The organism is Streptomyces chiangmaiensis (assembly GCF_036281785.1).
GTDB lineage: Bacteria > Actinomycetota > Actinomycetes > Streptomycetales > Streptomycetaceae > Streptomyces > Streptomyces chiangmaiensis.
Map to the genome: position 1 here is coordinate 34,284 of NZ_JAYWVC010000042.1, position 12,941 is coordinate 47,224.

The following is a 12,941-nucleotide window of genomic DNA, read 5'->3' on the forward strand; positions in this document are numbered from 1 at the left end:
CGACCCCGTGCCCCGTACCGAAAGGCCTTCCGTGTCCCCAACTGCCGCCCGAATCACCGCGGTCGACACCTTCGACATCCGTTTCCCCACCTCCCGGGAGCTCGACGGCTCCGACGCGATGAACCCGGACCCCGACTACTCGGCCGCCTATCTCGTGCTGCGCACGGACGCCGCCGACGGTCTCGAGGGGCACGGATTCACCTTCACCATCGGGCGGGGCAACGAGGTACAGGTCGCCGCGATCGAGGCGCTGCGCGGACACGTCGTCGGACGGGACGTGGACGAGTTGTGCGAGGACCCGGGATCGCTCTTCCACGACCTGATCGCCGACAGTCAGCTGCGCTGGCTGGGGCCCGAGAAGGGCGTGATGCACATGGCGATCGGCGCGGTCGTGAACGCCGTCTGGGACATGGCCGCCACCCGTGCCGGCAAGCCCCTGTGGCGGCTGCTCGCCGAGGCCGAACCGGAGTGGCTGGTCCGCCAGATCGACTTCCGCTACATCACCGACGCGCTCACCCCCGAGGAAGCCCTGGACCTGCTGCGGCGCGGCAGGCAGGGCGCGGGGGAGCGCTCCGCCCGGCTACTGGAGCAGGGTTACCCGGCCTACACGACCTCCGCAGGCTGGCTGGGCTACAGCGACGAGAAGCTCACCCTGCTGGCCGCGCAGGCGGTCACCGATGGCTTCCGGCAGATCAAACTGAAGGTGGGCGCGGACCTCGCCGACGACGTGCGCCGGTGCCGGGTGGCCCGTTCCGTCGTCGGACCGGACATCCGCATCGCCATCGACGCCAACCAGCGCTGGAACGTGGACGAGGCGATCGCCTGGACCCGGGCCCTCGCCGAGTTCGACCCGTACTGGATCGAGGAGCCGACGAGCCCCGACGACGTCCTCGGGCACGCGGCGATCCGCAAGGCCGTGACCCCCGTGAAGGTCGCGACCGGCGAACACGTGCAGAACCGCATCGTCTTCAAACAGCTTCTTCAGGCCGGCGCCATCGACGTCCTGCAGATCGATGCGGCCCGCGTCGGCGGCGTCAACGAGAACCTGGCGATCCTGCTGCTGGCCGCGAAGTTCGGAGTGCCGGTCTGCCCGCACGCGGGCGGAGTCGGGCTGTGCGAGCTGGTCCAGCACTTGTCGATGTTCGACCTGGTCGCGCTCTCGGGCACGACCGACGACCGGGTCATCGAGTACGTGGATCATCTGCACGAGCACTTCCTCGAACCGGTGGTGGTCAGGGAGGGCCGCTACACGGCGCCCACCGCGCCGGGCTTCTCGGCCGCGATGCGCCCCGAGTCCGTCGCGCAGTACACCTTCCCCGGCGGTACCTTCTGGGCCGCCGACCTCGCACGCAAGAAGGGGCATGCGGCATGAGCGACTTCGAGGGCCTCAAGGCCCTGGTGACCGGCGGGGCCTCCGGTATCGGCCGGGCCACCGCGGACCTGCTGGCGGCGCGCGGCGCCCAGGTGGCCGTACTCGACCTCGACCCCTCGTCGGTGGACAAGCCGCTGCTCGCGTACCAGGCCGACGTGACCGACGACGCGTCCGTCCGCGCGGCCGTGGCCGCCGCCGCGACGGAGCTCGGCGGTCTGGACGTACTGATCAACAACGCGGGCATCGGTGCTCAGGGCACCGTCGAGGACAACGACGACGAGCAGTGGCGGCGGGTGCTCGACGTCAACGTCCTGGGAATGGTGCGCACGGCCCGCGCCGCACTGCCCCACCTGCGGGAGTCCGCGCACGCGGCGATCGTGAACACGTGCTCGATCGCCGCGACGGCAGGGCTGCCGCAGCGGGCGCTGTACAGCGCGAGCAAGGGTGCCGTCCTCTCGCTGACCCTCGCGATGGCGGCCGATCACGTCCGCGAGGGCATCCGCGTGAACTGCGTCAACCCCGGTACGGTCGACACCCCTTGGGTCGGCCGCCTCCTCGACGCGGCCCCCGACCCGGCCGCCGAACGCGCCGCGCTCCAGGCCCGCCAGCCCACCGGCCGCCTGGTCACCGCAGCCGAGGTGGCCGGTGCCATCGCCTACTTGGCGAGCCCCCAGTCCGGCGCGACCACCGGCACCGCCCTCGCTGTCGACGGCGGCATGCAGGGCCTCCGGCTGCGGCCGGTGGGCCAGTGAGCACCCTCGGCGGCAGCCGGGTCGAGGTCGGCCCACTGGCCTTCGGCGCCGCCGGCATCGGCAACCTCTACACCGAGGTGAGTGAGGAGGGGGCGTACGAGGCGGTCCGGGCCGCCTGGGACAGCGGGATCCGCTACTTCGACACGGCCCCGCACTACGGACTCGGCCTGTCCGAACGCCGCCTCGGCGCGGCCCTGCGCGAGCACCCCCGCACCGGGTACACGGTCTCGACCAAGGTGGGCCGCCTGCTGGAGCCCGCCGACGCGGGCGGCGACGACCTCGCGAACGGATTCGCGGTACGGGCCACCCACCGTCGCGTCTGGGACTTCAGCGCGGAGGGCGTACGGCGCAGCCTGGAGGACAGCCTCGAGCGGCTCGGCCTGGACCACGTCGACGTGGTCTATCTGCACGACCCGGACGACCACGCCGAGCAGGCACTCCGGGAGGGCTACCCGGCGCTGGAGAAACTGCGCTCGGCGGGCGTGGTGGGCGCGATCGGCGCGGGCATGAACCAGGCCGAGATGCTGACCCGGTTCATCCGCGAGACGGACGTGGACGTGGTGCTGTGCGCGGGCCGGTACACCCTGCTCGACCAGCGGGCGCTGGACGAACTGCTCCCCGTGGCCGTCGACCGCGGCGTGTCCGTGGTCGTCGGCGGCGCGTTCAACTCCGGTCTGCTGGCCGATCCGAGGCCCGGCGCCAGCTACGACTACGCGGCGGCACCGAGCGAGCTGCTCGACCGCGCGCTCCGGATGAAGGCGCTCGCGGAACGGCACGGCACCACCCTGCGCGCCGCGGCGCTGGCGTTCTGCTCCGCCCACCCGGCCGTGGCGAGCGTGCTCGTCGGCGCGCGCTCGGCGGCCGAGGTCCGCGACTGCGCCGAGCAGTTCGCGGCGACCGTTCCGGCCGCGTTCTGGCAGCAGCTGAGGGACGCGGACCTGCTCCCGGCCCAGGCCCCCGTCCCCGCCGAGGAGGCGTCATGAGAGTCGCCCTGCACACCAGGGTCCGCGCCGATCGCATCGAGGAGTACGAGGCCGCCCACCGAAAGGTGCCGACGGAGCTCTCTCAGGCGATCAGGGCGGCCGGAGTCACCTCGTGGACCATCTGGCGCAGCGGAACGGACCTCTTTCACGTCCTGGAGTGCGAGAACTACCCGCGGCTGCTGGCCGAGCTGGAGAAACTCCCGGTCAACGTCGCCTGGCAGGCGCGGATGGCGGATTTGCTCGACATCGTGCACGACTACTCGAGCGAGGGCGCGGATGCCGGCCTGCCCGTCGTATGGGAGCTGCCGTGACCGTCGACGCCCACCACCACGTCTGGGACCTGTCCGTCCGCGACCAGGACTGGATCACGGGGCCCGAACTTCAGCCGCTGCGGCGGAACTTCACCATGGCGGACCTCGAACCGGAGGCACGCGAGGTCGGCGTCGACCGCACCGTGCTGGTGCAGACGGTCACGGTGGCGGAGGAGACACCGGAGTTCCTGGCCCTGGCGGACGAGACGGACCTCGTCGCCGGGGTCGTCGGCTGGACCGACCTGACCGCACCCGGCGTGGCGGACGCACTGGCCCGGCTGCGCGAGCTGCCCGGCGGTCCGTACCTGCGCGGGATCCGTCACCAGGTCCAGGGGGAGCCGGACCCCGAGTGGCTGCTGCGCGCCGATGTACGGCGCGGCCTGGCCGCGGTCGCTGAGGCAGGTCTGGTGTACGACCTGGTGGTCCTGCCCCACCAGCTCCCGGCGTGTGTCCGGACGGCAGCCGCTCTTCCGCATCTGACCTTCGTCCTGGACCACTTGGGCAAGCCGCCCATCGCCTCCGGGGTCCTCGAACCCTGGGCCTCGCACGTACGGTCGCTCGGCGCCCTGCCGAACACGGTGTGCAAGCTGTCGGGAATGGTGACCGAGGCCGGCTGGAGGGACTGGAGCCAGGCGGACCTGCGACCGTACGCCGACACCGTGCTGGAGGCCTTCGGCCCCGAGCGGCTGATGTACGGCTCGGACTGGCCGGTGTGCACGCTGGCCGCCACGTATGGCGAGGTGTCGCGCGCGGCGGGCGCGCTGACCGTGGATCTCGGCGACGACGAGCGGGCGCTGATCTTCGAGGCAACCGCCGCACGCGTCTACCGGCTCTGAGCCACGGGGACGGCCAGCCGCGTGGGCGGCATGAACTCGCGCACATAGGTGCGCTCCCAGCATGCCCCCGTCTTCCGCAACTCCTGCCAGGTCGTGTAGCGATAGCGGAAGAGCCGGGCCCGAACGAAACGCGGTGGTGCGTCCGGCGGGAACGGGGAGCGATGCAGGAGCCGTAGCGTGTCGTGGTCGTTCTCCAGCAGGCGTTCGACCAGGCCACCGAACCAGGAGCCCGCGTAGGCGGGGGAGAGTGCCGCGAACCACATCAGCCAGTCCAGCCGCAGATGGTACGGCGCGAACTGGCGCGGCCAGCGCCGTGGATCGCCCGGTTTGCCCTTGAACTCGTACTCCCGCCAGTCGGAGTCCTCACGCGGCAGATCGTCCGCCGTGCCCTCGATCACCACCTCGTACCGGATCCGGCTGACGCTGCCGAACGCGCCGTAGGTGTTGACGAGGTGCAGCGGGTCGAAGGAGCGGTTCATGACCTGGCCGCGGGAGATCATGTTGCGCACGGGGTGGTAGCTGAGGGCGACCAGGCCCGCCGCGATCGCCAGCACGACGATCTCGTACCACAGGGGCGGCCCGGCCACCGGGTGGGCGGTGGTGGGGAACCGGACCGCCGACAGGGCCAGCACGATGGTGATCCAGTTCAGCCAGGCGAAGTTGCCCGACAGGACCAGCCACAGCTGGGTCACGATCATCACGGACGCGGCCACCGTCGCGATCGGCTGCGGGGTGAACAACAGGAGGGGGACGACCAGCTGAGTGACGTGGTTGGCCGCCACCTCGGCTCGGTGCAGCGGCCTCGGCAGATGGTGGAAGAACCAGCTCAGCGGGCCCGGCATCGGCTGCGTCTCGTGGTGGTAGTCCAGGCAGGTCAGCTTCCGCCAGCAGGCGTCCCCGCGGATCTTGATCAGCCCGGCGCCGAACTCGACGCGGAAGAGGATCCAGCGGAGCAGGAACAGCACGACGACCGGCGGGGCCACCTCGTCGGTGCCCAGGAACACGGCCAGGAAGCCCACCTCGAGGAGCAGTGACTCCCAGCCGAACGAGTACCAGGTCTGGCCGACATTGACGATCGACAGATACATCGCCCACGGAACCAGCCAGAGCACCATCCCTGCCCACAGCGGCAGTTCGGAGTCGAGCCCGGCCAGCAGCGCCACCGACACCGCGCACCCCGCCCACGACCAGGCGGCGAAGAAGCGGTCCGAGTAGTGGAGGTGGAAGACGCTGGGCGCGTGCTTGAAGGGCATCCGGGCGAGATGGCGTGGCACGGGCAGGATTCCGCGCTCCCCGATCAGCGCGCGGAACTGCAGCGCCGCGGTGAGAAAGGCGAAGAGATACACGGCGGCCAGGGCCCGCTGGAAGATCAGCCGGCTGAGCCAGTACTCGGGTGCCACGAACCAGTCCACGGTGACCGCTCCTCTCCCTCCAGTGTGACCCGGTACCCCGGTTCGGACCGAGGGTTCGTGACTGTCCGTGCAACTCTGCTCCGCTTGCGTAACTCGGGCGGGTGACGCAGACATGAAGTGACGACTCGTCCCGGACGAAGCGGGGAGAACGCGGTGAAGACGCCCACCAGGTCGCCGAAGGCGCCCCTCAGGACACCCAACACATCCACCAGGACACCCAACACGTCAACCGGAACGATGAAGGCGCCCGCCAGAGCGCTGGCAGCGGTCTGCACGCTGTCGGCGGCGACCGTCCTGTGTGCCGGTTGCGTCGGGAAGAGCCTCATACCCGGCGCCGCTGCCCGGGGTGAGGTGTTCATCCAGCCGGCCGAGGTCCGAGGTGCCGACCCGTTCACCGACTCGACGGTCTGGTCCACCGCGCAGTCCGCGCCCGTCACCCGACCGGCGCAGCCGACGGCGTACGAATCCGACACGACCTGGCGGTTGATCATGGCCGACCGCACGCTCATCGACATCGAGAACAAGAACATGTGGATCGAACGCAGGATCGGGGACGACGGGCGTCAGGACATCGACGTCCGGCCGCCGCAGGCCCGTGTGCAGCCTCCGCAGGTCGACGTACGGCCGCCGGGGGCCGATGCGGAGAGCGGCGCACCGGAGCGGTTCGGGACCTCCTCGCAGGAGCCCGGGCCGGTGGCGAGCAGTCTCCCTCCCCTCGAGAGAGCGGACCCGAGCGAGAGCGGCGCCCGAGCCCACGAGCAGAATCTTTCGGTGGAGCGGCCCCCGGTCGACTGCGCGATGCCCAGCGTGACCGTCACCGCCGCGCCGATGGCGAGGGACGAGACACCAGCGCCCGGGGACGCCCCGGCCGAGGGTGGGGACCGACGCGCCGACTGTCCCACCGCTTCCATCGCCGCCGCCGTCACATCCCCGCCGGCCTTGTCCGGGGCGGCCACGCCGTTCGCGCGGCCGACCGTGTCCTCGGGCCCGTCGGCGCCCGTCGCACCCGACGGCGGTCGTCCGATCTCGGGCGACACGAGCATGGAGAGTCCGCTGTTCGACAGTCCGGCCGACGCCCTCGGCCACTGAGCCGTCCGGCGGGTGACCGCGGCCCCGGGGACCTTCGGGACAGAAGTCGAAGATTCCGGCAAACCCTGGCATCGTGGCCCCATGGTTGATCGGGGAGCGAACGCCCTGTCACTCCCGAAGGACTGGCCCGCCCACCCGGATCCGATCCTGGCGCTCAACCGCATGGGCAGCTTCGACTGGGACCTGGACACCGGGCTGTTCCACCTGGACGCCCAGGCCCACGACATCCTCGACCTGTGTCCCGACGAATACGACGGCCGCCCCGAGACCCTGCAGCGCGCCATGTTCTACGAGCAGGAGAAGGACCTTGCCCAAGGCCTGCAGCAGGCGATGCTGCCGCGTTCCATCCCCAGCGTGCCCGGCGCCGACATCGCCGTCCGCTACCGCTCGGCCGCGCTCGGGCGGGACATCGGCGGCGACTGGTACGACCTGATCCCGCTGCCCGGCGGCCGGGGCGGCGCCGTCATCGGTGACGTACAGGGACACGACACGCACGCCGCCGCCGTCATGGGCCAGCTGCGGATGTCCTGCGCGCCTACGCCGCCGAGGGTCACACGCCTGCCACCGTGATGGCCCGCGCCTCGGACTTCCTCAGAGAGCTCGACACCGAGCGCTTCGCGACCTGCCTGTACGCCGAGGCCGACCTGTCCACCGGAGTGGTGCAGCTGGTCCGTGCCGGCCACGTGGACCCACTGCTGCGGCTGACCGACGACTGCTGCCGGCGGCTTCCCGTCGAGGGCGGGCTGCCGCTCGGGCTGTCCGCAGAGTTCGGCCGCCTCGAGTACCCGGTGACCACCGTGGAGCTGGACCCCGGCCAGACCCTTCTGCTGTGCACCGACGGGCTGATCGAACAACCCGGCATCGATCTCGACGACGGCATGCAGACCTTGCGGGACCTTGTCTGCAGGGGCCCGGGCGACGTGAGCGACCTCGCCGATGGGCTCATCGAGGCGGCCGAGGAGCGGGGTGGTCACGACGACGTGGCGCTGCTGCTCCTCCGACGCCGGGGCCTTGCCCAGCGGTCCGGCGGCCGCCTCCAGCAGCACGTCGGGCCCGCTGACCCGCGGGCGCTCGGCGAGGCCCGCCGCATGATCCGCGCCGCCGTACGCGCCTGGGGCGTGGGCGAGCGCTCCTACGACATCGAACTGGTCGCCGGCGAGCTGATCACCAACGTGCTCCTGCACACCGAGGGCTCCGCGATCGTCACCCTTCGGGTCATCGCCGGCCACGACCGCAGGCTGCGGGTGGAGGTCGAGGATTCCTCCAGCGCGCTGCCCCGCCGCCGCGAGGCGGGCGAGTTCGGTGTCTCGGGCCGCGGACTGCTGCTCGTCGACCGGCTCACGGACGTGTGGGGGGTGGAGGCGCGGGGCGGCGGCAAGGTCGTGTGGTGCGAATTCATGGTTCCGCGACGTGGCTGATACGGGCGACCCTCGCGAAGCCGGTCGCGGGTGGCACTCTGGTACACATGCCGGAACTGCCCGAGGTCGAAGCGCTCAAGGATTTCCTGGCCGACCATCTCGTCGGCCACGAGCTGGTGCGGGTACTGCCCGTCGCGATCAGTGTCCTGAAGACGTACGACCCACCGGTCACCGCCTTCGAGGGCCGGGTGGTCACCGCGGTGCACCGGTACGGCAAGTTCCTCGACGTGGACGCCGACGGACTGCACTTCGTCACCCATCTGGCCCGTGCGGGCTGGCTCCAGTGGAAGGACCGCCTGCCCGACGGTGTGCCCCGCCCGGGCAAGGGCCCGCTCGCCCTGCGGGTCGCGCTGGAGACGGGCGAGGGCTTCGACCTGACGGAAGCGGGCACCCAGAAGCGGCTCGCCGTCTACGTCGTACGCGATCCCCAGGAAGTGCCCGGCGTCGCCCGTCTGGGCCCCGACCCGCTGGCCGCCGACTTCGACGAGCGGCGGCTCTCGAAGCTCCTCGCGGGTGAGCGCCGCCAGATCAAGGGCGCGCTGCGCGACCAGAGCCTGATCGCCGGCGTCGGCAACGCGTACAGCGACGAGATCCTGCACGCGGCGAAGATGTCCCCGTTCAAGCTGGCCTCGTCACTCTCCCCGGAGGAGATGGAACGTCTGTACGAGGCGCTGCGGACGACGCTCACGGAGGCGGTCGAGCGCTCGCGGGGTCAGGCGGCCGGGCGCCTGAAGGCCGAGAAGAAGAGCGGCCTCAGGGTCCACGGCCGTACCGGCGAACCCTGCCCGGTGTGCGGGGACACGATCCGCGAGGTGTCCTTCAGCGACTCCTCGCTGCAGTACTGCCCGACGTGTCAGACGGGCGGCAAACCACTGGCGGACCGCAGGTTGTCACGGTTGCTCAAGTAGGCCGGCCGCAGCGGCGGACCACGTGGCGAATCCGCCCGGCCTCCCCGGGCCTCAGCGGGACTTCAGCGTGACCAGGTGCTGTCCGTCCCTGGTGCGTACCTCGAAGTGGTCGATCTGCCGGGCCTGGAGCGCGGCGCCCCCGCTCACGGTGGTCGCCTCCCCGCCGTCCGCGGGCACCATCCAGCTCGTCACCGTCTGCTCCGAGCCGTCCTTGCCGACCGCGACAAGCCGACAAGGGTGGGGCCCTGACGTGTCCTTGACCGTCACATCGATCTGGCTGCCCCAGATCCGGTCCTGCGTGCTGATCTCCGCCCAGACTCCCGTGTCCGGGTCGGTCGCGCTCATGGCCGTCGCGACCGAGGACCCGCCGTGCCCGGAGGCGATCGCCAGCGCCGGCCCGCCCACCGCGAACACGACGGCGGCCGCCACCGCGTACAGCAGGCGGCTTCGCCCGCTGCGCCGTTTGGCCGTCACGTCGTCGAGCAGGCGCTCCAGCAGGTGGGGCCCGGGGGCCGCGAAGGGATGCACGGGCCGCGGGGTCGCGTTGCGGTAGAGCATCAGCTGCCGTGCGGCGGGGCGGAACTCGTTCACGTGCGTCTTACAACTCGCGCATTCCATGAGGTGGTCCTCGAAGCGGAAGGCTTCCGCCTCATCCAGCACGCCGAGCGCGTAGGCGCCGACGTCGCGATGGCGTTCCAGGGACCTCATACCAAATCCTCATGCCGGTGAGCGGGGTGGGGGTGGTGCTGCTGTTGCCCACCGGTACGGACCAGACGGCCGAATCACTCAAGGCCGTTACCGAATCGCGGCCGAGACATTCGGAGCCGTCGGGCCGCCGGATTGGTCCTTCTTCAAAAAAGATGGATGGCGAGATGTCCGAGGGGGAGCCCCAGCTGCCAGGCCGGAGTCCATACCTGGGGTCCGTCCTCCTCGCCCACGGGGGCCCCGCCGGGCACCGCGTCCAGGTCGGGGGCGAGCAGCTCGGTCTCCTCCAGCCAGCGCCAGGCCGCCGAGGCGAGCTCCAGGTCCGGCGCCGGTCCGTCGCACTCGATCGCCTCGGTGGCCAGCTGGGCCATGCGCTCGCGCACCCAGTCCTGCCATGGCTGGTCGTACGCCGTCAGCGAGAGCCAGGTCTCCAGCTGCGAGACCACCCGGATTCCGGACAGTTCGCCGCCGGTGTCGGACAAGAAGATGGTCAGTGCCAGGGCGTCGCGCCCGGCGCGGAACTCGAAGGACGTCGGCGGCATGAGATCGCCCGTGCGGAGCAGTTCGTCCGCGATGTACTCGGCGTACAGCCACGCCATCGGGACGGCCAGTTCACCGCCGCCGGTGCCGTCCGTGCTCTCTTGGCCTCTGTGCAGCATCCCTTCCTGCCTTCCTCCGGTGCGTGCGCGTCGCCCGAACCCGGGCCCCCAGTCCGGAACACGGATGAGGCAAGCTGATTGCTCAACCATGGTCGGCAGCAAGGCGCTTTACGGAGGTTTGACTCGGCCTTCGGTTTCACCGCAGCTCGGCCGCGTATCCCGGCAGGACTCGGCGCAGGGCGCGCAGTGCGTAGTACGCGCGAGACTTCACCGTACCGGGTGGAATTCCCAGGGCCTCGGCGGCCTCCGCCACACTGGCACCTCGGAAATACACCTGCACCAGAACTTCCCGGTGCTCGGGAGTGAGTGTCTTCACAGCCTCGCGTACATCGAGCATCGCGGCGGACCGTTCCGCGTGGTCGGCGATCACTCTCGCGTTCTCCAGCACGGCGTCCCCGACCTCGGCGGGTCGTGCCTGGCGGGCCCGCCGCGCGTCGATCGCGAGCCGCCGTCCGACCGTCAGCAGCCAGGGGCGCACGGAGTCGAAATCATGCGCGCGGAGCGCTTCGGGGTGTTGCCAGGCGCGTACGAACGTCTCCTGCAGCAGATCCTCGGCGCGCTGGCGGTCGCCGTCCGAGAGCCTGAGCAGCAGGGCGAACAGGGGGCGGCCGTGCTCGCGCTGCAGCTCGGTCAGCTCGTGCTCGGCGGTCGTCCCGGATGGGGTGGTGGTTCCGGCCGTCATGGGCGTATGGCAACGCGGGTGGCGCCGCCCGGACAGAGCCGGGACCGGGCCGTGCGGTGGGCGGTCGCTGTTCGTCGGTGAACGGTTCGGCGAGCGGTCGACCGCCCCGCGCGCCGACTGCGGCCCGGTCTTCCCGCAACTGGGCCGACGGTCGGCGGGCCCCGGTGGCCGTCAGGGCGAGCCGACGGTCCTGGCCAGCTCGGAGCGCCTGTACGAGTACCCGAAGTAGACGATCTGGCCGATCGCGAACCACACCGCGAACCGCACCCACGTCTGCCACTGCAGAAACGTGATCAGCCAGATCGAGAAGACCACGCCGAGCGCCGGTACGAACGGCATCCACGGCGTGCGGAAGGAGCGCGGCAGGTCCGGCTGACGGTGGCGCAGGACGATCACCGCGGCGCACACCACCACGAACGCCAACAGAATGCCGATGTTGGTCAGTTCGGCCGCCTCGGCGATGGGCAGGAACCCGGCGATGACGGCGGAGGCGACCCCGACGATCCAAGTGACGCGCGTGGGGACATGACGCGTTGGATGCGTCTTCGCGAACCATCCCGGCAGCAGTCCGTCCCGGGACATCGAGAACCACACCCGGGTGACGCCCAGCATGAACGTGAACATCACCGTGAGGATGCCGATGACGGCCCCGACCGCGATCACGTCCGCCAGCCCGCTGAGCCCCACGGCCTTGAACGCGCTGGAGAACCCGCTCTCCTTGTCGATGTCCTTGTAGTCCTGCATGCCCGTCAACACCAGACACGCCGCCACGTAAAGGACCATGGAGATCCCCAGCGAGTACAGGATCGCCTTCGGCATGTGGCGCTGCGCGTCCTTGGACTCCTCGGCGGCGGTCGACATGGCGTCGTACCCGAAGACGGCGAAGAAGACCGTCGCCGCCCCGGTGAACGCGCCGCCGATGCCGTAGGGGAAGAAGGGGTGGTAGTGGGCGGTGTCGATGTGGAAGACGCCCACGCCGATCACGAGCAGGACGACGAGGATCTTCAGGGCCACCACGGTCGTCTCGAAACGGGCCGCGTTGCGGATGCCGAGGTTCAGCAGCCAGGCGATCAGCAGGCACAGGACGACCGCGAACAGATCGACCCGGTGGCCCGCGCCTGTGCCCGGCGCGCCCAGCATCCACGCCGGTAGATGCGCGCCCGTCTCCCCGACGAGGAAGCCGAAGTAGCCGGAGATGCCGATCGCGACGACGGCGACGATCGCCGTGTACTCCAGCAGCAGATCCCAGCCGATGAACCAGCCGGCGTACTCGCCGAGCACCGCATACCCGTATGTGTACGCCGAGCCCGCCTTCGGGATGAGCCCCGCGAACTCCGCGTACGACAGCGCGGCGCACGCGCTCGCCACCCCCGCGACGAGGAACGAGACGAGGACCGCGGGGCCCGCCGTGCCGTTGGCCACGGTTCCGGCCAGAGTGAAGATGCCCGCGCCGATGATCCCGCCCACACCGATCGCGGTCAGCTGCCACAGGCCGAGCGAGCGGTCGAGTTGCGTGCCCTCGTGGGCTTCCGTCTCTTCGATGTGCTCGATGGGTTTGCGGCGGAGAATCCCCTCACCCATCCTGAGCCTGGCCATGAGCCTCACCCCTTCGCAGACGGCAATGGGCTGACGGCGGATCATGATGGCGCAGGGGCGACGGGGACGGAAGACCGCGTGCAGGGCGCCTCCGGTCGGCACGGCCGTCCTCGGACCGTCCGACGGGCGCGATCGCTGGGCACGGCGGATGCGGGTGGCGGCTCTAGGGTACGACCGTGACCGGCCAGCGCCCGGCCTTGACCAGCCGGATCGCCACC

12 protein-coding genes and 1 pseudogene are annotated in these 12,941 nt (G+C 70.8%); 8 read left to right on the forward strand and 5 right to left on the reverse strand.

The features are described 5' to 3' along the window. The first annotated feature begins 31 nt into the window (after nucleotides 1-31). Genes VXC91_RS15590 through VXC91_RS15610 form a run of 5 tightly spaced genes read left to right on the forward strand, consistent with a single transcriptional unit; the run spans nucleotide 32 to nucleotide 4,254 of the window. Nucleotides 32-1,372 (forward strand): L-fuconate dehydratase, encoded by a 1,341-nt coding sequence (locus VXC91_RS15590; protein ID WP_329507858.1) that lies wholly within the window; start codon nucleotides 32-34, stop codon nucleotides 1,370-1,372. Beyond that, nucleotides 1,369-2,124 (forward strand): SDR family NAD(P)-dependent oxidoreductase, encoded by a 756-nt coding sequence (locus VXC91_RS15595; RefSeq protein WP_329507859.1) that lies wholly within the window; start codon nucleotides 1,369-1,371, stop codon nucleotides 2,122-2,124. The genes VXC91_RS15590 and VXC91_RS15595 overlap by 4 nt, the downstream gene beginning before the upstream one ends. Then, nucleotides 2,121-3,107 carry an aldo/keto reductase gene (locus tag VXC91_RS15600; protein WP_329507860.1) on the forward strand — a complete coding sequence of 329 codons (987 nt, stop codon included), beginning with the start codon at nucleotides 2,121-2,123 and terminating at the stop codon, nucleotides 3,105-3,107. The genes VXC91_RS15595 and VXC91_RS15600 overlap by 4 nt, the downstream gene beginning before the upstream one ends. Continuing rightward, on the forward strand, nucleotides 3,104-3,418 hold the full coding sequence (locus VXC91_RS15605) for an L-rhamnose mutarotase (RefSeq protein WP_329507861.1): 315 nt from the start codon (nucleotides 3,104-3,106) through the stop codon (nucleotides 3,416-3,418). The genes VXC91_RS15600 and VXC91_RS15605 overlap by 4 nt, the downstream gene beginning before the upstream one ends. Beyond that, the gene (locus VXC91_RS15610; protein ID WP_329507862.1) at nucleotides 3,403-4,254 is read left to right on the forward strand and encodes an amidohydrolase family protein; all 852 of its coding nucleotides are present in this window, start codon (nucleotides 3,403-3,405) and stop codon (nucleotides 4,252-4,254) included. Before VXC91_RS15605 ends, VXC91_RS15610 begins: the two co-directional genes overlap by 16 nt. Here VXC91_RS15610 and VXC91_RS15615 read toward each other — a convergent pair. Then, a complete protein-coding gene (locus VXC91_RS15615) occupies nucleotides 4,242-5,666 on the reverse strand; it encodes a lipase maturation factor family protein (protein ID WP_329507863.1) in 1,425 nt (474 codons plus the stop codon). The genes VXC91_RS15610 and VXC91_RS15615 overlap by 13 nt on opposite strands. Before the next feature lie 237 nt (nucleotides 5,667-5,903). Here VXC91_RS15615 and VXC91_RS15620 point away from each other — a divergent pair, with 237 nt between their 5' ends. From VXC91_RS15620 to VXC91_RS15630, 3 genes and pseudogenes are all read left to right on the forward strand, one after another. Further along, nucleotides 5,904-6,755, forward strand: a complete 852-nt coding sequence (locus VXC91_RS15620; protein ID WP_329507864.1) for a hypothetical protein — start codon at nucleotides 5,904-5,906, stop codon at nucleotides 6,753-6,755. A gap of 81 nt (nucleotides 6,756-6,836) precedes the next feature. Then, a pseudogene (locus VXC91_RS15625) lies at nucleotides 6,837-8,173 on the forward strand (ATP-binding SpoIIE family protein phosphatase). Nucleotides 8,174-8,220: 47 nt separating this feature from the next. Next, on the forward strand, nucleotides 8,221-9,081 hold the full coding sequence (locus VXC91_RS15630; protein ID WP_329507865.1) for an Fpg/Nei family DNA glycosylase: 861 nt from the start codon (nucleotides 8,221-8,223) through the stop codon (nucleotides 9,079-9,081). Between the two features lie 51 nt (nucleotides 9,082-9,132). Here the strand turns inward: VXC91_RS15630 and VXC91_RS15635 are convergent, their stop codons facing one another. The 4 genes from VXC91_RS15635 to VXC91_RS15650 form a co-directional block, all read right to left on the reverse strand. Further along, on the reverse strand, nucleotides 9,133-9,789 hold the full coding sequence (locus VXC91_RS15635; protein ID WP_329507866.1) for a zf-HC2 domain-containing protein: 657 nt from the start codon (nucleotides 9,787-9,789) through the stop codon (nucleotides 9,133-9,135). A 143-nt stretch (nucleotides 9,790-9,932) separates the two neighbouring features. After that, complete coding sequence (locus VXC91_RS15640; protein WP_329507867.1) at nucleotides 9,933-10,445, reverse strand: hypothetical protein; 513 nt, start codon at nucleotides 10,443-10,445, stop codon at nucleotides 9,933-9,935. 136 nt (nucleotides 10,446-10,581) lie between these two features. Continuing rightward, nucleotides 10,582-11,127 (reverse strand): sigma-70 family RNA polymerase sigma factor, encoded by a 546-nt coding sequence (locus tag VXC91_RS15645; RefSeq protein ID WP_329507868.1) that lies wholly within the window; start codon nucleotides 11,125-11,127, stop codon nucleotides 10,582-10,584. Nucleotides 11,128-11,298: 171 nt separating this feature from the next. After that, the gene (locus VXC91_RS15650) at nucleotides 11,299-12,723 is read right to left on the reverse strand and encodes an amino acid permease (protein WP_329507869.1); all 1,425 of its coding nucleotides are present in this window, start codon (nucleotides 12,721-12,723) and stop codon (nucleotides 11,299-11,301) included. Nucleotides 12,724-12,941: the final 218 nt, after the last annotated feature.